The organism is Thiomicrorhabdus sp. 6S3-12 (genome assembly GCF_017571475.1).
Classification (GTDB): Bacteria; Pseudomonadota; Gammaproteobacteria; order Thiomicrospirales; family Thiomicrospiraceae; genus Thiomicrorhabdus.
On sequence record NZ_JAGETW010000008.1, the window covers coordinates 68,111 to 86,000 of the forward strand.

16 protein-coding genes are annotated in these 17,890 nt (G+C 49.0%); 10 read left to right on the forward strand and 6 right to left on the reverse strand.

The features are described 5' to 3' along the window. The first annotated feature begins 4 nt into the window (after positions 1-4). The 3 genes from J3999_RS09985 to J3999_RS09995 all read left to right on the forward strand — a co-directional run bounded on the left by J3999_RS09985 (position 5) and on the right by J3999_RS09995 (position 3,484). Positions 5-1,363 carry a cytosine permease gene (locus tag J3999_RS09985; protein ID WP_208127756.1) on the forward strand — a complete coding sequence of 453 codons (1,359 nt, stop codon included), beginning with the start codon at positions 5-7 and terminating at the stop codon, positions 1,361-1,363. 30 nt (positions 1,364-1,393) lie between these two features. Further along, positions 1,394-2,407, forward strand: coding sequence for an alpha/beta fold hydrolase (locus tag J3999_RS09990; protein ID WP_208127757.1), 1,014 nt, complete (start codon positions 1,394-1,396; stop codon positions 2,405-2,407). An 81-nt stretch (positions 2,408-2,488) separates the two neighbouring features. Then, positions 2,489-3,484, forward strand: coding sequence for a formamidase (locus tag J3999_RS09995; protein ID WP_208127758.1), 996 nt, complete (start codon positions 2,489-2,491; stop codon positions 3,482-3,484). A gap of 117 nt (positions 3,485-3,601) precedes the next feature. On the opposite strand, the gene J3999_RS10000 is transcribed toward J3999_RS09995, so the two are convergent. Continuing rightward, complete coding sequence (locus J3999_RS10000; RefSeq protein WP_208127759.1) at positions 3,602-3,976, reverse strand: hypothetical protein; 375 nt, start codon at positions 3,974-3,976, stop codon at positions 3,602-3,604. A gap of 268 nt (positions 3,977-4,244) precedes the next feature. Here J3999_RS10000 and J3999_RS10005 point away from each other — a divergent pair, with 268 nt between their 5' ends. The 3 genes from J3999_RS10005 to J3999_RS10015 all read left to right on the forward strand — a co-directional run bounded on the left by J3999_RS10005 (position 4,245) and on the right by J3999_RS10015 (position 8,206). Continuing rightward, positions 4,245-4,790: a DUF924 family protein gene (locus tag J3999_RS10005; protein ID WP_208127760.1), complete on the forward strand. Its 546-nt coding sequence runs from the start codon at positions 4,245-4,247 to the stop codon at positions 4,788-4,790. Positions 4,791-4,964: 174 nt separating this feature from the next. Beyond that, a complete protein-coding gene (locus J3999_RS10010) occupies positions 4,965-6,188 on the forward strand; it encodes a hypothetical protein (RefSeq protein ID WP_243755433.1) in 1,224 nt (407 codons plus the stop codon). Between the two features lie 29 nt (positions 6,189-6,217). Continuing rightward, a complete protein-coding gene (locus J3999_RS10015; RefSeq protein ID WP_208127761.1) occupies positions 6,218-8,206 on the forward strand; it encodes a choline BCCT transporter BetT in 1,989 nt (662 codons plus the stop codon). A gap of 72 nt (positions 8,207-8,278) precedes the next feature. On the opposite strand, the gene J3999_RS10020 is transcribed toward J3999_RS10015, so the two are convergent. Continuing rightward, positions 8,279-9,967, reverse strand: coding sequence for a GMC family oxidoreductase (locus tag J3999_RS10020; RefSeq protein ID WP_208127762.1), 1,689 nt, complete (start codon positions 9,965-9,967; stop codon positions 8,279-8,281). Positions 9,968-9,972: 5 nt separating this feature from the next. After that, positions 9,973-10,635: a gluconate 2-dehydrogenase subunit 3 family protein gene (locus tag J3999_RS10025; RefSeq protein ID WP_208127763.1), complete on the reverse strand. Its 663-nt coding sequence runs from the start codon at positions 10,633-10,635 to the stop codon at positions 9,973-9,975. A 586-nt stretch (positions 10,636-11,221) separates the two neighbouring features. Between J3999_RS10025 and J3999_RS10030 the strand changes: the two genes are divergently transcribed. Then, positions 11,222-11,713 carry a DsrE family protein gene (locus J3999_RS10030; protein WP_208127764.1) on the forward strand — a complete coding sequence of 164 codons (492 nt, stop codon included), beginning with the start codon at positions 11,222-11,224 and terminating at the stop codon, positions 11,711-11,713. Positions 11,714-11,737: 24 nt separating this feature from the next. Here the strand turns inward: J3999_RS10030 and J3999_RS10035 are convergent, their stop codons facing one another. Further along, positions 11,738-12,436: a hypothetical protein gene (locus J3999_RS10035; RefSeq protein ID WP_208127765.1), complete on the reverse strand. Its 699-nt coding sequence runs from the start codon at positions 12,434-12,436 to the stop codon at positions 11,738-11,740. 2 nt (positions 12,437-12,438) lie between these two features. Continuing rightward, on the reverse strand, positions 12,439-13,011 hold the full coding sequence (locus J3999_RS10040) for an RNA polymerase sigma factor (RefSeq protein WP_208127766.1): 573 nt from the start codon (positions 13,009-13,011) through the stop codon (positions 12,439-12,441). Between the two features lie 234 nt (positions 13,012-13,245). Here J3999_RS10040 and J3999_RS10045 point away from each other — a divergent pair, with 234 nt between their 5' ends. The 3 genes from J3999_RS10045 to J3999_RS10055 all read left to right on the forward strand — a co-directional run bounded on the left by J3999_RS10045 (position 13,246) and on the right by J3999_RS10055 (position 15,631). After that, positions 13,246-13,740, forward strand: coding sequence for a DsrE family protein (locus tag J3999_RS10045; RefSeq protein WP_208127767.1), 495 nt, complete (start codon positions 13,246-13,248; stop codon positions 13,738-13,740). A gap of 43 nt (positions 13,741-13,783) precedes the next feature. Further along, entirely contained in the window at positions 13,784-14,278 is a 495-nt protein-coding gene (locus J3999_RS10050; RefSeq protein WP_243755434.1) for a DsrE family protein, read from the forward strand. A 66-nt stretch (positions 14,279-14,344) separates the two neighbouring features. Next, on the forward strand, positions 14,345-15,631 hold the full coding sequence (locus J3999_RS10055; protein ID WP_208127768.1) for a porin: 1,287 nt from the start codon (positions 14,345-14,347) through the stop codon (positions 15,629-15,631). A 115-nt stretch (positions 15,632-15,746) separates the two neighbouring features. On the opposite strand, the gene J3999_RS10060 is transcribed toward J3999_RS10055, so the two are convergent. Beyond that, the gene (locus tag J3999_RS10060) at positions 15,747-17,792 is read right to left on the reverse strand and encodes a M3 family metallopeptidase (protein ID WP_208127769.1); all 2,046 of its coding nucleotides are present in this window, start codon (positions 17,790-17,792) and stop codon (positions 15,747-15,749) included. Between the last annotated feature and the right edge of the window lie 98 nt (positions 17,793-17,890).

Sequence of the window (17,890 nt, forward strand, 5' to 3'; positions counted from 1 at the left end):
AACCATGTCAGGATTGGAGAATACGAAGCAGAGTGTTCCATCAAAAATAGATGAATACGAAGCAAAAATAGAACACCTCGAAGAAGAAGTCGATCACGTACTCGGTGAAGAGTATGAACACTGTGCCGTGCCGGCCAAAGCGAGACGAAGCATGTTCTCAGTGAGCATGGTTTGGATCGGTTTCCCTATGATCATTACCGGTGCCATGACCGGCTCTCTGCTGGTAATGGGTATGGGATTCATCGACGCCTTATGGGCAATGATCATCGGTAACGTATTAATGTTCGCCTACGTTGGTGGACTCGGTCTGCTTGGAACCAAAAAAGGTTACAACTTTGCGCTTATCGCCAGTGTCGTGTTCGGTCGCAAAGGCTACGTTTTAGCCTCCGGACTTTTAGCCACCCTGTTATTGGGCTGGTTCGCGGTACAAACCGGTATTACCGGTGCTTTGATCAATAGCGCCTTTGATATCAACTATACGATGATGGCAATCATCGCCGGTATTCTATATATCGCTATCACCTTCCTGGGGGTTCGCGGCCTGCACTGGATCGGCATGATCTCAGCTCCGCTTTTCGTCATCCTCGGCTTATGGGTGGCTTTCGATGCTGCCAGCACCACTACTTGGGCGGAAATCGCAGCCTACCCTGGAAACAACCCTGAAGTTCCAATGGCCTTCGGTATCGGTTTAACTATGGTAATCGCACTATTCATCGATGCCGGAACGGTAACCGGTGACTTCAACCGCTGGGCTAAAGACTCTAAAAGCTCTCTGGTCGCAACATTCAGTGCATTCCCGTTTGCAAACATGATCGCCATGCTTGTCGGTGGAATCATGACCGCTGCTCTGGCAGTTCCGGATGCGAATCCTTTCGGTGCCGACAATATGTTCGGTTATATGATCTCGCAAAACATCGGCTGGTTGGCTGTAGTCGCTTTTGTATTCTTGCTGCTTAACCTGGGTTCTGTTTGTTCTCACTGTCTATATAACGCTGCAACCGGTTGGTCACGCATTGTAGGAAGCCACATGCGTCTTCTTGCCGTCATTCTAGGTGCGATCGGTATCGTTATTGCCGCAACCAACGTTTGGGCGTTCTTCATCGAATGGCTAAGCCTGCTAGGTATTCTTGTTCCACCAATCGGTGCAATTATTCTGCTTGACCAGTACCTGATGAGAAAAGACTCTGAAATCGACACCGACTGGCGTCCAAAAGCCTTTATCGCTTGGGCTATCGGTTCTGTCGCTGCCTTCATTGTTGAAAAGTCTTTCCCAGGACTATCTACAGCGGTTTCTTCATTCATCATCGGTGGTTTGGCTTATTGGGTAATCATGTCAAGCAGCAAATCAGCCGTAGCCAAGTAATTTAGATTTAATTTTGGAGATTTTAATAACGTGAAAGATTATCAAATTTTTGAACTGGGCAATTTTGTGACACAAGGCGGTGCAACAATCCGCGATGCAAAACTGGCTTACAAAACATTCGGAACATTAAACGAAGCCAAGGACAATGTGATCGTATACCCAACCTGGTATTCCGGTCAGCATTACGATAATGAATGGCTAGTCGGTGAAGGCATGGCTCTGGATCCGGAAAAGTATTTCATTATTATCCCGAACATGCTGGGGAATGGACTTTCTTCCTCTCCAAGCAACACCCCTGCACCATATGATCAGGCGCGTTTCCCGGGTACAACACTTTATGACAACGTTTCGGCGCAACACCGCCTTGTCACCGAAGAGTTCGGCATTGAAAAGATTGCCTTGGTTGTCGGCTGGTCAATGGGGGCACAGCAAACTTATCAATGGGGTGCGCAATACCCGGATATGGTTGAACGTATCGCTCCGTTCTGCGGATCGGCGAAAACCTCGGTGCATAACTTCGTATTCCTGGAAAGTGTTAAAGCCGCGCTGACTGCAGACGTTGCTTTTGAACATGGCTGGTATGAAAAGCCACCAACAAAAGGTCTACGCGCAATGGCCCGTGTTTATGCAGGTTGGGGCTTTTCTCAGCCGTTCTATCGTCAGGAACTATTCAGAGAGCTTGGTTATTCGTCTCTTGAAGATTTCTTGGTGGCATTCTGGGAAGGCTTCTTCCTTGAGCGTGACGCCAATAACCTTCTGGCAATGCTGTGGACATGGCAATACGGCGATATCAGTGCCAACCCGATCTACAACGGCGACTTTGAAAAAGCGCTTGGTTCCATCACGGCTAAAGCGATTGTTATGCCGGGTGCAACTGACCTGTACTTCCCTCCGGAAGACAACGAATACGAAGTCAGCAATATGCCGAATGCGGAATTCCGTCCAATCCCATCCGTTTGGGGACATTTCGCCGGTGGCCCTGGCCTGAACCCTGTCGACGTCACTTTCATTGATGACGCACTGAAAGAGCTGCTTGCCAGCTAAGCCATAACAAGGGCGATCATTTGATCGCCCTTTTCATTCCTCACAGCAAAATCCAAAATTATTTAATAAGGAGAAGACTCAATGAGTGGACTCGGAGGACTTAATAAATCCCCTAACGGCGTTGTCATCGGGCTGGTTCAAAAACAGCTGCCGGATGTCAAAACCCCGGAAGACCTGGCAAACGAAACCCAGAAAGTGTGCGATCTGGTCCGCAAGGCGCGGCGGCAAATGCCGACCATGGATCTGGTCGTTTTTCCCGAATACTGCCTGCATGGCCTGTCGATGGACACCAATCCGGAAATTATGTGTCATCGTGACGGCCCCGAAGTGCAAGCCTTTCAGGCCGTGTGCAAAGAAAACCAAATCTGGGGCTGTTTTTCGATTATGGAATTCAACCCGCAAGGCAACCCCTACAACACCGGGATCATTATTGATGATCAGGGCGAAATTCAACTTTTCTATCGCAAGCTGCACCCTTGGGTTCCGGTTGAACCCTGGGAACCAGGCGACATGGGTATTCCGGTCTGCGATGGTCCTAATGGTTCCAAACTGGCACTGATTATCTGTCACGACGGAATGTTCCCGGAAATGGCCAGAGAATGCGCCTATAAAGGTGCCAATATCATGCTGCGCACGGCTGGCTATACGGCCCCAATCCGCCACAGCTGGAAAATCACCAACCAGGCCAACGCCTTCTGCAACCTTATGGTGACCGCCAATGTCTGTCTTGCCGGGACAGACGGTACTTTCAACTCGATGGGCGAAGGGTCGATCATAAACTTTGACGGGGTTCCTATTGCCGAAGGAAACGGACTTGCCGACGAAATCATTACCGCCGAAGTGCGCCCGGATCTCGTTGACGAAGCTCGCAATACCTGGGGGGTTGAAAACAACATCTATCAGTTCGGACATCGCGGCTATGTTGCGGTCAAGGGCGGTGCAATGGATTGTCCCTATACCTATATGACCGATCTGGCTCAAGGAAAATACAAGCTTCCCTGGGAAGACAAAATACAGGTTACCGATGGAACCAGTTGTGGCTTCCCGCCCCCGGAAAGAACTTACCAGCCGCAATAACTTTTCACGTGAAACGCCTGGATTCAGCTAAAAACAGGTTTGTTGCTCTATGAGTTCTACCGCTGTTCAAAAGCCGACATTACGTCGGCTTTTTTGATTCGATCAATTTCATTACCGCTACGCATGCTTGAAATATTGATACGCCATGATCGCGGCAGACAGCAAGACAAAAATTGAGGAGATGCCGAGAATCGGACCAAGTGTCGCTTCTGGAGCGCTACCGCCATACAGCAGGAAAAGCCCTGCCACCATGACCAGAGCACCGATTTGATGCAGAATGAATTGTCCTTTAGCCAGCTTGCCGGCCTGTACCCCATTCTGTAGACAAAGCTTGTAGGTCAAACCATAGGCAAAATTCAGCAAAAAACCAACCAGCATAATATGCGCGTGAGTCGGAAGCTGACCATGATCTTTAGATGCCGCCATATAGATCCCCAAAAGCAGCCCCGCTAACAGATAAATCCAGGAAATAGATAAAAATTTACGAGCCATAATCCCTCCAGATACCACACCTATTATTGAAAGACTTTGCTTATTTATAGCGTAAATCTCACCGGAGGCAACAAGCATTACAAAACACTAATATCTTTTAAATTCAACGAGTTGAAATTAATTACAGCTTCGCTAACCGACACGAGATAGCATACGCATAGTAAATTTTTCGATCTTTGTATTGTTCGTTGAGAACTCGCCCAAAAACCTCCATAAAACCACTTATTCAGGTAAGATTTAAGCACGCCCGTTTCTTTGGAGCCTTGGTGTGACAAGCCCTTCTGACATCCTGCAATTCTGGTACACCCCGCCGATATCCGAGCATTGGTTTAATTCCACATCGGAAATCGATATGGAAATTCGTCGGAGATTCGAGTCTTTATGGCAACAGGCGGCCGATAATGAATTGGATCACTGGAAGCAGAGTGCCGAAGGGTGTCTGGCGCTGTGTATCGTGTTGGATCAGTTTCCACTGAATATGTTCCGCGGCGAAGCAAAAAGCTTTTCGACCGAGCAGCAGGCCGTGGCGGTGTGTAAGCATGCCGTAGCGAAGGGTTTTGATCTTGAACTGCCGCTCGAACGGCGGGCATTTCTGTATATGCCCCTAATGCACAGTGAAAATCTCGAAGACCAGAATGAATCGGTGCGTCTCTTCGAAAAATCCGCCCTGGAAGATAACGCCCGCTTTGCCCGGCATCACCGCGAAATTGTGCGTAAATTCGGCCGATTCCCGCACCGCAATAAAGCTCTTGGACGGCAAAACACGCAAACCGAGATCGACTATCTCAACTCACCGGAGGCTTTCAAAGGTTAATTGACATTAAATGCCTCAATTAACCGGATTCCTGCTTTCACAGAGCCCCTTAAAGTCCGCTCCCGGTTTGCAGCCTTAAATTCAAGTTGTTAGCATAAAAAAGCAACCCAATCCGCGACGACGGTCCTCTCTTCTCATCCTGGACATGATAAATCAGGTCAAAGGAGCCTTTTTATGCATATGAAACTTCAATCTTTGAAGCCTCATCTCTTTTCAAAACAGACCAAAAATCTTTGTACTTTTCCTCAGCAGAAAATTTTCAAACATAACGCGCGCTACGGAGTCTTTATAGGCAGCCTAGTTTTGACGACTGCCTTAACGCCTCTTTCGGCACAGGCCGGCCACACCTTCACTCTGGGAGCCTGGTACAACTTCGCCGAAGAAGACGACAACCTGCCGACCGATGCCTACACCAAAAACGGTGAATTCGGCAATGAAGCGGTCATTTTTTATGTGGACGGCAATGCAGAACCGGGTCATGGTATCTGGTCCTACTCGGCCGAACTGCGCATCGGACCGGGCAGCTTTACCGATGTTGATAATAATGCCACAGGCGACGAAATATCCCTGCACAAAGCCTGGATCGGCCTGGATCTCAACGACAGCCATAAGGTCATCATCGGAAAAAGTCAAGTACCCTTCGGCTGGAAAACCTCTAACTTCTGGCCAGGAGATATGTACCAAGCGGGCTACGGCGATCAGATGGATGTCGGCATCAAACTACAGGGCCGTCAGAACCGGTTCGGCTATAACCTTGCCTATTACCCACGGGATGACTGGTGGAGCACCAGTACCGACACCACCGATGATAACCGTCACTGGGGATCGTCTGACAGCTACCGGAAGCTCAATACCATCGTGGCCGACCTGAATATGGAAATCGCCCCCAAACATACACTGGGGATAGCTCTGCAAACAGGCGAACTCGAAGATCTGACGGCACTACGTTCCGCCGGGCTGAAAATCGATAACCAAAAAGAGAGGGATGGTGAACAGAGCGCAGGCGTCCTCTACTACAAAGGGAAATTCGGCAATAACTTTGTCAACGCCGAAGCCATCCAGACCTACCGAAGCCTGCCCTCCGATCTGGCTCAGCAGGATGCACTGGAACAGGATCGCGAGACCCGACGTTACGCGCTGGAAATCGGACGAAACAGCGGGAATTGGACCTACTACCTCGACGCCACTTGGGCGCAATCCCAGACCGACGGTAACCGTGAAGGCACAATCTCCGCCTATGCACCGGGAATTCGCTATGACTACGGCCCCGGCTGGATCTACGCGGAGTACCTGACACAAAACGGCTATATCGACCGTTATGGCGATATCGTTGATTCCGACTATGAATTCAACGCCCTGTATCTGTCGATCGACTGGTACTACTCACAAAGTAAATAGCCAACCCTAGCCAAAACGGAGAAAGAGCAATGCACTCATCCGCAACTGATACGCAGGCGCGACTCAATCCGCCTGTCTTTTACAGCGCCACCGCATTGGTGGTCATGCTGCTGATCTACGCAGCACTCTGGCCTCAAAACGCCGAAAATACCTTCAACAACCTGCAAAGCGTACTTATAGACAATGGCGGCTGGTTCTATATTCTGACTGTCGCCATTATTCTGATTACCGTCACATTTCTCGGATTGTCTCGCTACGGCGAAATTAAACTCGGACCGGATCATGCTACACCCGATTACTCGAAAATCACCTGGTTTTCGATGCTGTTTTCTGCCGGGATGGGGATAGGCCTGATGTTTTTCGGCGTCGCCGAACCGGTTATGCACTTCCTGACCCCACCGGATGCTGACCCCGGAACGATTGAAGCGGCGCGTGACGCCATGAAAATCACCTTTTTCCACTGGGGGCTGCATGCCTGGGCGATTTACGCCATAGTGGCGTTGATTTTGGCTTTTTTCAGCTACCGACACGGTTTGCCACTGACACTGAGATCGGCGCTGTTTCCTTTAATCGGTGAACGTATTTACGGCCCGATCGGGCATGCCGTGGATGTGTTTGCCGTTATCGGGACCATTTTCGGGATCGCAACATCTCTTGGCTACGGCGTCCTGCAAATGAACTCCGGGCTGCATTACCTGTTTGACTCGATTCCGGTCAGCGTAACGGCACAGATTATTCTGATCGCAGTGGTGACCGCTATGGCCGCTGTCTCCGTCGCCACCGGTCTGGATAAAGGGATTCGCCGCCTGTCGGAGTTGAATATGAGCCTGGCGGTGCTGCTGATGCTTCTGGTACTGGTGCTCGGCTCAACAGTTTTCCTGCTGCAGGCGCTGATTCAGAACGCGGGGACTTATCTGTCTGATATCATCCGTGTCACCTTTAACCTGTATGCCTATGAAAAGACCGATTGGATCGGCGGCTGGACGATTTTCTACTGGGCCTGGTGGCTCGCCTGGGCGCCGTTTGTCGGCCTGTTTATCGCCCGTGTCTCTCGCGGCCGCAGCATCCGTGAATTCGCGATGGGTGTCCTGTTTGTCCCGGTCGGTTTCAGTATGATGTGGTTTACCTTTTTCGGAAATTCCGCTATCGATATGATTCTTAACCGTGGCATGAGCAGCCTGGGAGAGGCAGTGTCAAATGATGTCGCTACGGCCCTGTTCGCGTTTTTGGATCAGTTCCCATTCGGGTCGGTACTGTCGTTTATCGCCATTGTTATGGTGGTGGTTTTCTTTGTCACCTCGGCCGATTCCGGCGCACTGGTGGTCAATATGCTCTGTTCCAACGGCCGCGACGATACACCGCTATGGCAACGCCTGTACTGGGTGATCGGCGTCGGTCTGATCGCGGTTATTCTGCTGCTGGCAGGCGGTTTGGGCGCTCTGCAGACCATGACCATTGCCAGCGCCATGCCGTTCTCTATTGTTCTGCTGCTGGCGACCTATGGCTTGATCAAGGCACTGCGTGTGGATATTACCAAACGCGATACACTGCAGACCAATCTGGCGCCGGTCAATACAGGCAGCAGCGACGATAACTGGAAATCACGTCTGCACAATATTGTCGACTATCCGAGCCAACAAGCCGTCAGCCGCTATATTCAGAATATTGTCTGGCCGGCCTGCAAAGAGGTCGCCGAAGAGTTGCGTGCTCAGGATCTGGAAGTCGAGGTCGAGCATGATAAAGAACGCGAACGCGTGCGCCTGTTTGTCCAGCACGGCGATGAAGTGGATTTCCTGTATGAAGTGCGCAGCCGCGCCCACCTGAAACCGGAATTCGCCAGTCAGGTCGACCTTTCACCAGAAGAGCTGGATGAATCCGCGCACTACTATCGCGCCGAGATCCACCTAAGCGAAGGCGGTCAGGATTACGATGTCATGGGCTGGTCGAAACTGGCGATTATTAATGATGTGATCGACCACTACCACAAGCATATGCACTTCCTGCATATCCTTCGTTAATTGGCAAAGCATCATTAATAAAAAAGGGGCTTTTCAGCCCCTTTTTTATTTTCGGATTTACATTAAGACACCTTAAAGGGCAGCGATAATCTTATCGGCAACGCGGAATGCGTTGGCGTAGATGGTCCAGGTATAGGTCACGCTGCCGCCGGTCGGCATAAAGCTGCCATCGGTCACATACAGGTTTTCGCAGTCGTGCATACGGCAGTCTGGATCCAGTACCGAAGTTTCGATCTCGGTGCCGAAACGGCAGCCACCGGCCATCAGATTGGCAGGAGGTGATCCGCTGACCGACCAGTTGATATTTTTCGCCCCCATCTGCTGCAAAACGCCGGCCGCCTTGTCAGCCAGATAGTTTCCGACTTTCAGGTCATGTTCGTGGTAGCCGAGTCGCACTTTCGCCACCGGCTGATTCCAGCGATCTTTTACTGAAGAGTCCAGCGAAACAAAACAGTTGTCGGTCGGCAGCCAATCGTTAAACACTTCGAAATTCAATGTCTGCTGGCCGCTAATCGCCGATTTTATACGTTTTTGCAGCGTCTTACCCCACAGCAGATTACCGTCGTCGTCCCATTTCTGCGGCAGCGCCTGTGGCAAGGCGTTTGGATGACGCAGCAGAAAATCGATCGTTCCGCCTTTGACTCGCCCACCCAGTTCTTCGTCGTCGATGACATACCACTTCTGCAGGTTCCGGTTTACAAACGGGCCGCGCGTTTGCAGCGCCTTGATATTTTCGGGATCCAAATCGGCATACAGCAGATCACCACTGCCCGCACCGCCGGCGGAAAACAGCAGATTTTTACCGACCTGATCATGATTATTGCCAAGTCCTTTGAGGTGCTTCGGCCCGACGGAAGCAAGCAGCAGTCGACTGGTTTCTACGGCCTGACAGGCAACCACAAATATCTTTGCCGTTACTTTCTGCACCTGCTCTTCGGCATTCACAAACTCCGCTTCGACCACTTTACCGTCGGCTCCGGAAATCAGGCGGTTCACTTTGCAATTATCCCAAATATGGCACTTACCGCTCTTGACGGCACGATCCAATAGTGCAGCGCGTGAGCTGCCTTTAGCACCCGAAGCACAGCCGTAGCTGCCGCAAAAACCGGAGTATTCGCAGCTGCGGCGCCCCTTATCCGGCGTGGAAAGAATCGCCCGCGGCGTCGGCAATGGCTGATAGCCAAGCGCATCACACGCACTCTCGATCCGCTTGACGATCGGATGTTCAGCCGTCGGTTTGTGAGGAAAATCCTCTGTCGATCGCGGCTCGGCAAACGTATGATCAACCGCATGACCGGATACGCCAACCTCGCTTTCCACCAACGTATAGTAGGGTTCAAGGTCATCATAAGAGATCGGCCAGTCTTCTATATTGGCCCCTGCAATAGCACCAAATTCCGATTTAAGACGGAAATCCTGCGGTTTGAGACGATAGAAAAAACCGCTCATCAGATTACTTGAACCGCCGACCATATTGCCGTTCCAGAAATTCCAACCCGACTGCGAAGTCGCTTCGGAATACCAGTCGCCGTAATCGTTTCGGGTTTCCAGAACATGTTGCTCGTCTGCCAGATCGGGGGTAAAAATCGAATGTCGACAGCAGCTCAATTCATCTTTGAAAAAATGCTCTTCCTTAAGCCACGGTCCTTTTTCCAGGACTAAAACCTGATAACCGGCCTGAGCCAACCGAAAGGCCACTGGACCGCCACCGGCACCGCTACCGATCACACAAACATCAAATTCCGGAATATGCGCAGCCATTATTTCTATCCTTTGGTTAGACGTTTTTCGTCATTCTGACGATAGAGCCGCTGACGCTTTTGATAACCGAGCTCATAATAGCGATCCTGTGCCTGCGGACGCGGAAACCCCGGAATCTGCCCGATCGCTTTCCATCCCGAACCATCAGGATTACCGCCGTATACAGGATCTGTCACCAGGGCTTCTATCAGATTATCAATGATTAACGACAACCAGTTTTCTCCGGCACGGCTTTTGACGATTTTCTGCAACAGCGCTTCTTTTTCGGCATAGTCCAAAGCGACAAAACGTCGACGATAATCACTGATCGACAGATCGTTTAACCACCCTACACCTTGAAATAAGAACTCTTGCTCCTCATGATCGGCCAAAGGTCGTTCGAGTTTCTTTTGCAGATAGTTTAAAGCCTTAAGCTGTTTAGCGCTCAAACCGCTCTCGGATGGCGGAAAAAGGTGATTTTGCACCGCATCAAGACTCAACCACGGATCCTGTAACGCCTTCTCCGAGCCGATATCTGAGTGCTCTGTAACAGAGGTTTGCGCATACACCGAAGCAGGCACGCCCGTTACGGGAAAGATTGAAGCTAATTTCAGCAGCTGACGCCGATACAAAGAAAACGCTTTCTTTTCATTAGTGTTTTCATGCAATTTAAATGGAGAATCACTCATAAACCGTCGATCTCACTTTTTACCGACTATTTAAAGTAGGTATTTATGCTAGCAAATTCCGATCATAGATAGTGTTCATCACTGTGTCAAAAATGACATCTTAGTGCACCAAACTAGTAAATATACCTAAACTATTTATTCGGAAATTTCGTTATTCGATGTCTTAAAAGTTTCATATTGCCATAAAACAAGGGCATTACAATCAGCGCGGTTCATAAAACGGTAAAAGTGGTTTACCTTTTGCTTTAAGCGCTTTTACGTAAAAAAGCTGTAGCAAAAGTTAAAAATTTTTACCTTTTTGCCAAAACACACTTTATAAAAAGCCATTAATAAATATAATGACTTGCCCAAGAGTTAAAATGGAATTGATTCTTCATCTCATTTCCTTGAAGAGCAATAAGTATCATCTTGCTCTCAGATGGATGTAATCGAAAGGACTTTGATCTAAAAAATTTTGATATCGGTTGTGATTTCCGGATTTTTTTCCTCGTCAAATGAAACCGAAGTCAAAGCCAATAAAGCTAAAATGAGTAATTCCATCGACTCTTATTTTGTAAACACTTAAGTAAGTTGATTGAAAAACGCTATGAAAATAACCAATCTAGCCCTACTCACTCTGTTTTTAGGCGTCACTTTTGCTCTGCCTAACATCTCCGTCGGAGACTATGCCAAAAGGCAAGACAGTCATAAAGTTGTCTACCATATCAATTACGACAGCTATGAGAAGCAAACCTCGGCCTTAAGAAATATCCAATACCACCTTGACGAAGTCGGTGTAGAAAACATTGATCTGCGTGTCATATTGGATGGTGACGGCCTTTCCATGCTTCTGAAACCGGAAGCCCTGCCCCGTTTGCATAAGTTTAAAGCCGGAAACGCGACACTGACGATGCAACAGAAAATCGACCAACTGAAACTTAACGGCGTAAAGTTCAATATCTGCCGTAACACGGTCGAAGGCTACCATATCGACATCAATAACGACCTGTATGATGTGGATAAGAAAGACATTGTGCCCAGCGGAGTGGCGGAATTGGCCAAACTGCAGTCAAACGGTTTTGTTTATCTGAGACCATAACCTTTCGACCATGGTCTCATAAGCTCATATTTTGATATAGCTCCAACCGGAATTCAGTCGTTCGGCCATCTCATCCACTGCCGGTTTATTGTGTTTTACCTTATCAATCAAATGGATTGGCTCGCCTTTCAGGCTCGCTCTTTGCAAGGCTCTTTGACAAGCATACAGCGCTATCCCGCTGTATTGCTCCAGAAGTTCGCTTAATTCTGCATTATTGGGGCTGTTTACATCGAACAGACGAACACCATCGGAATTGGTAATCACATCCACCTTAAGCGACGGGCCTTTTTCCGCATACAAATCTTTAATTTTGTGCAAAGCCGCAACTTGCTTACTCAAATCGTCCGAGTCGATATGGATAATGAATTTATCCGTCGCGGCGCTTTCGTTAAGTGCAGATGCCTGCATATTCTGCAGATCGGCTGAATGCTGTAAAAACCCGACGTTGCCTCCCAGCAGAATCCCCATAACCAATGCTGCTGCCGCAGCCTTGGGAACATTCCAAAAAGGCTTTTTAGCTGCCGGCAAGGAGAAATCGGGTTCCGGTACTGCAATATCCCCGTAAGCCTGCCTGATGCTTGATTTAAGCTCGCGTAACTCGGCAACTCTCTGAATAAGCTCGGCATCCGCTTCAATACAACGTTCGACTTCAAACCGTTCTTCCGTTGACAGCTGATCATCAACATAAGCCTGAAGCTGATAATCTTCAATTTTATTGCGCATTTCTAGTGTCCTCTAAAAGCGACGACTTTAGTGTGAAGGTCTTGTTTCTGTAGCAACTCTTTGAGCTTCTGACGTCCACGTGAAATCCGGCTCATTACAGTGCCGATCGGTGTTGCGGTAATATCGGCGATTTCCTGGTAACTGAAACCCTGCAAATCCGCCAGTACAATCGCTTCCCTCTGATCATAGGGCAGTCTCGCAACCGCCCGATAAAGCATCTCGTGCCGTTGTTTCTTTATCAACTCGCTTTCGCTGCATTCGTGACAGTGATGGGCATCGATTTCCGACTCTTCCACCCACTCCCAACGTTTCTTAAAACGCATATCGTCAAGAAACTGATTTCGCATGATCTTAGCAAGCCATGCTTTTAAATGCTGCAAACTGCTTAGATCTTCACGTTTTTCAAGCGCTTTTAACATGGTTTCCTGAACCAGATCCTGAGCGACTGATGGATGGTGACACCAGGCGTAGGCCAGGCGGTAAAGACTCGCATATTGCTGCTTTAAAGCCTCGTTAAACTCTCTGCGGTCTCGCGCGGCGCAAAATAAATTTGCGACTTTGCTGCTTAATTTCATTTTTGTGAATCCGCTTTCCAAAATTGTGAGTTTTTCGATAGTAATGGAAGACCAAAAACGATTGCAACAAAAATTTTTTCCGGCGCTTAAGCGAATTTTTATAAAAATATTAACGATTTATAAAATAAAAAATACTGCTCGATAAATAAAAATTACTGGTCTAAAAAGTTGGAATAAACTCCTGTCCCCATTCGTTTAACCAACAGGAAACTCAAAAAAAGGAGCTAACCGACCATGAGAAAACCTCTGCCGATCAAGGCACATACATTCGCCGTCTACCGCTTATTTATCCAAAGCAGTCTGGCTTTTCTGTTCACCCTGCTTTCAACCACAGCGATGGCTGCTCAGGAAGAAGCGCCTCTGCCGGATACATTCGCCGAGCATAAGGTCGTGCTGCAGATCAGCGACGCCGATCCGAAAAAACAGGTTCTGGTATTGAATGTCGCCGCCAACCTGCAACGCTATTACGGCCCGTCGAATCTGGACATCGAAGTAGTCGCCTTCGGCCCGGGCGTCCGTCTGATGCTTAAAGACAATGCTAATGCCGCACGCATCAAATCCATGATCAACGCCGGCGTTCGTTTCAGCGCCTGCTCGAATACCTTGCAGAATTTCGCAAAAATTCTCGGCCAGACCCCGGAAATCATCGATGGCGTACAAAAAGTTCCTGCCGGAGCCGGACGTATCCTGCAACTGAACGCTGCCGGATGGCAGATTTTAAAACCTTAAAAATAAAACAAATAAAACAAGCTTACTTAGAGGAATAATCACTATGAAGAACCCAATTCTACGAATCCTGATGCTGTTTTTATCAGTCTTTTCTGTGTGGACAGCAACAGCTTCTGCAGCCGAAACCGTCAGCAAATACGGCACACAAAAAGTGGTCTACCACGTCAATTACGACGACCCTAAAAAACAGTCGTCTACCCTGCGAAATATTCAAAACCATATCAATGCCGTCGGTGCAGAGAACCTGGATATCAAAGTGGTCATGCACGGTAATGGGTTGTCCATGCTCATCAAACCGGAAGCGCTAAAAAATCTACCTAAATTCAAGGCCGCAAACGCCAATCAGGGCATGATTCAGAAAATCGACCAGCTAAAAATGCTCGGCGTCGACTTTAATGTCTGTGCCAATACGGTCAAAGGGCGCCAAGTTAATGTCGCACGCGATCTGTATGATGTAGAAACTTCCAACATTGTTCCCAGCGGCGTTGCCGAACTCGCCTATCTTCAAAGCAAAGGTTACCTCTACCTGCGCCCTTAATTCTTCCCAAAACCGTTAACTAACAACCAATTTAAAAAATCCTTAAATACAAGGAAGGGGATTCCTATGCCTATTAAAAATCAAATTCTAAAAAACACACTGCTTATCGCTTTGGGAGGAATTGCGCTAAGCCAGCCAGCGCAAGCGGCCAACTGGCTGATGCTACAAGGGACGGAAGCCGAACATCAGGCACCAAGGGCAAAACTCTGGGGCTTTGTTCAGGCTGAGTACCAAGCAACCGACAACACCAAACTCAAAGCCGGACCTTTTGCCGGAGAGGAAGCCGCTTTTAACCAGATGGCGCCACAACTGGAATCCGCACAGGGATTCAATGTCCGCAGAGCACGTATCGGGGTGCGCGGAAACAACCTGCCTCTGGACTCTAAAGTAAACTACTTTTTACTGGCCGAATTCGGTAATAACGGTATCACCACCGGCGGGGATGCTTCCCGGGGCCAGCTTACCGATGCCAGTATTACCCTGAATCATATTCCGGGAGCACGTATCCGCGCCGGACTGTTCAAAACTCCGGGCGCCGAGGAAGGCTTGCAGGCGATAGGTGTCTTTAACTATATCAATTTCACTAATGTCACCGACCGCTTACTTTTAGAGCGTTCGTTTGACAATGCCACTGGAAATACCGGACGTAATGCGCCCGTCGGCGCTTTCCGCGATACCGGGGTACAGATTTTCGATGCATTCCGCTATGACGATTGGGAATACAGCTACGCAGCCATGCTGGGTAACGGAAACGGCATCTCGATGACTGATAATGACAACAATCAAGACTATTACCTGTATGTTTCGGCGGAAAAAATATTTGCCGAAAGTAAAGGGCCTCGCCGTCAGGGCGTCAAACTTTTCGCCTGGATGCAAGATGGTAAAAGAACATTGGATGACGTTGGCGAAGTGGACCGCAAACGATCCGGACTGGGGAGCACTTATTTCGATGGGAAATACCGTCTGGCAGCCGAATATATCACCGCCGACGGCATGATTTATGGAGGCACGACGGGAGCGGGTACGCCTGATGACGGCGCCACGTTCAGTGTTCAACCGGACGAAAAAGCTAAAGGCTATTATGTCGATCTGGGCTATCGCGTCATTCCGAATCTGGAATTGAATCTGCGATACGACTTTCTGGACAGCGGTACCGAAACCGATGCCAACCATCGCGAATTCACAACCACTACGCTCGGCGCACAGTATTTTGTGAATAAGAAGACTGCTCTGAGAATCAACTATGAAATGCGTTCGATTGGCGCACCGGATCTGTCGGATGCATCACCGGTACACGACATCCTGGACTCGATCGACGACCGTGTGTCCGCTCAGATCAGTGTCGTCTTCTAATCCGACACCTCAACTCAATTCACTTTTTCCTTTATCGGAAGTTAGCTAGTTTCTATTGAGACTGCCTTGATCCGTATCCGTTTTCGGATACGGATCTTTTTTTAAACACTCCGAATTAGGCAGCGATACCGCTATGTCTTAAAAGCGCATCGATTTCCGGTTCACGACCACGGAAAGATTTAAACAGTTCCATCGGATCGATCGAACCACCCGCCGCCAGAATGGTATTTCGGAATTTAGCCCCGGTTTCCTGATCAAGAATCCCGTTTTCCTCAAACAGACTGAACGCGTCCGAAGAAAGCACTTCCGCCCATTTATAACTGAAATAACCGGCCGCATAACCTCCGGCAAAAATATGGCTGAAGCTATGCATGAAACGGTTATATTCCGGCGGCATAATAACCGCAACTTCCTGACGGATACGGGCGCTTAATTCGCTTAAAGCCTCCACTTCGTCCGGCTGATAGAAAGCGTGTAATTCAAAATCACTCAAGGCAAACTCGATCTGGCGCAACATCATCATGGCCGACTGGAAGCCACGACTCTCTTTCAAAGAGACAAACAGACTCTCCGGCAGCTTGTCGCCGGTTTCGAGATGACCCGACATCAGATCCAGACTTTCGCGCTCCCAGCAGAAGTTTTCCATAAACTGTGACGGCAATTCCACTGCATCCCAAGGCACACCGCTGATTCCGGAAACATCCAGATGGATCATCTTGGTCAGCAGATGGTGTATACCATGCCCGAATTCGTGAAACAGCGTCGTGACCTCATCATGCGTCAGACAAGCCGGCTTATCACCGACCGGTGGCGTAAAGTTACACACCAGATAAGCGACCGGCGTCTGCAGGTTTCCGCCCGAGTACTGCCAGCGGGTGACGGCTGAATCCATCCAGGCGCCGCCGCGTTTGTTTTCACGCGCATACAGATCCAGATAGAAATGTCCGACCACCTTGTGCGCCTCATCCTCAAGCTCGAAGAAACGCACGTCCTGATGCCATACCGGCACACCCTGCTTCTCTTTCAAACGTACACCGAATAGACGCTCAGTAATGGTAAACAGGCCGTCAAGTACCGTTTCCACAGGGAAATAAGGACGCAATTTTTCCTGCGAAAGCGATAGGGTCGCATTTTTATATTTTTCCGAAACGTAGCTGACATCCCAAGGTTCGAGTTTCTGCAATCCCAGAGTTTCAGCCGCATAGGCTTCAAGCGCCGCCAGCTCTTTTTGCGCCTGCGGTTTGGACTTCTGTGCCAGATCGCGTAAAAAGCCTAAAACCTGCTCGCTGCTTTCCGCCATTTTGGTCGCCAGCGACAACTCGGCGTAGTTATCAAACCCGAGCAATTGTGCTTTTTTATGACGCAAAGCACGGATCTCTTCGATAATTTCGCTATTATCGTACTGGCTGTGTTCGCCTTGATCGGAAGCACGGGTACTGAAAGCGCGATAGACTTCCTCGCGTAATTCTCGGTTGTCTGCGTGGGTCATAACCGCCAGATAGGAGGGAAAATCAAGCGTAACACACCAACTTCCCTCGGCTTCTCCTTTCTGTTGCGCCAGCTGCGCCAGAAGCCCCATCGCCGACTCGGGCAATCCGGATAAATCCTGTTCGGCGGTAATTGTTTTCGACCAGCTCTGCGTCGCTTTCAGGACGTTATTGCCGAACTGACTGCTCAACTGCGACAGTTTTTCCGAATATTCTTTGAAGAGCGTCTGCTCTTGCGGTTGCAAAGCAATACCGCTGAGACGGAAATTACGCAAAGCGTTTTCAATCACTTTTTTCTGCGCCAAAGAATATCCTTTGAACTCTTCGCTTTGCGCCAATTGATTGAACTTGTCATATAATCCGGCATGTTGTCCGACGCCGGTGTTATAAGCTGTCACCAACCCCAGACAGTCGCTGTACGCCTGATGCCACTCATCCGAATTTTTCACCGCATCCAGATGCCCTACCGGCCCCCAAACACGCTCAAAACGGTTGTCGATGGCTTCAAGAGGTTCAATAAAATTCTCCCAGGTCGGCGTCTCCTGCAAATTAACCAAGCGTTCGATTTCCGCCCGATTTTCTTCAATCACCTGCTCGACGGCAGGTCGAATATGCTCGACTGAATAAAGGTCAAATCTCGGAAAGGCGTCCAAATCAAAAAACGGGTTACTCATTTAATCTTCTCTTGTGTTAATTCTGTTCAAAATTCAGTGAATGCGTATCAGCTCAGGAATAAGGTTTTTAATAGAGGCAAAATTGCAAATTCCAAGTC

Bases quoted from the DNA above. Each gene is read 5' to 3' on its own strand.
- J3999_RS09985 (WP_208127756.1), top strand. From the start codon at position 5: ATGTCAGGATTGGAGAATACGAAGCAGAGTGTTCCATCAAAAATAGAT.
- J3999_RS09995 (WP_208127758.1), top strand. From the start codon at position 2,489: ATGAGTGGACTCGGAGGACTTAATAAATCCCCTAACGGCGTTGTCATC.
- J3999_RS10000 (WP_208127759.1), bottom strand. From the start codon at position 3,976: ATGGCTCGTAAATTTTTATCTATTTCCTGGATTTATCTGTTAGCGGGG.
- J3999_RS10010 (WP_243755433.1), top strand. From the start codon at position 4,965: ATGCATATGAAACTTCAATCTTTGAAGCCTCATCTCTTTTCAAAACAG.
- J3999_RS10015 (WP_208127761.1), top strand. From the start codon at position 6,218: ATGCACTCATCCGCAACTGATACGCAGGCGCGACTCAATCCGCCTGTC.
- J3999_RS10020 (WP_208127762.1), bottom strand. From the start codon at position 9,967: ATGGCTGCGCATATTCCGGAATTTGATGTTTGTGTGATCGGTAGCGGT.
- J3999_RS10025 (WP_208127763.1), bottom strand. From the start codon at position 10,635: ATGAGTGATTCTCCATTTAAATTGCATGAAAACACTAATGAAAAGAAA.
- J3999_RS10030 (WP_208127764.1), top strand. From the start codon at position 11,222: ATGAAAATAACCAATCTAGCCCTACTCACTCTGTTTTTAGGCGTCACT.
- J3999_RS10035 (WP_208127765.1), bottom strand. From the start codon at position 12,436: ATGCGCAATAAAATTGAAGATTATCAGCTTCAGGCTTATGTTGATGAT.
- J3999_RS10040 (WP_208127766.1), bottom strand. From the start codon at position 13,011: ATGAAATTAAGCAGCAAAGTCGCAAATTTATTTTGCGCCGCGCGAGAC.
- J3999_RS10045 (WP_208127767.1), top strand. From the start codon at position 13,246: ATGAGAAAACCTCTGCCGATCAAGGCACATACATTCGCCGTCTACCGC.
- J3999_RS10050 (WP_243755434.1), top strand. From the start codon at position 13,784: ATGAAGAACCCAATTCTACGAATCCTGATGCTGTTTTTATCAGTCTTT.
- J3999_RS10055 (WP_208127768.1), top strand. From the start codon at position 14,345: ATGCCTATTAAAAATCAAATTCTAAAAAACACACTGCTTATCGCTTTG.
- J3999_RS10060 (WP_208127769.1), bottom strand. From the start codon at position 17,792: ATGAGTAACCCGTTTTTTGATTTGGACGCCTTTCCGAGATTTGACCTT.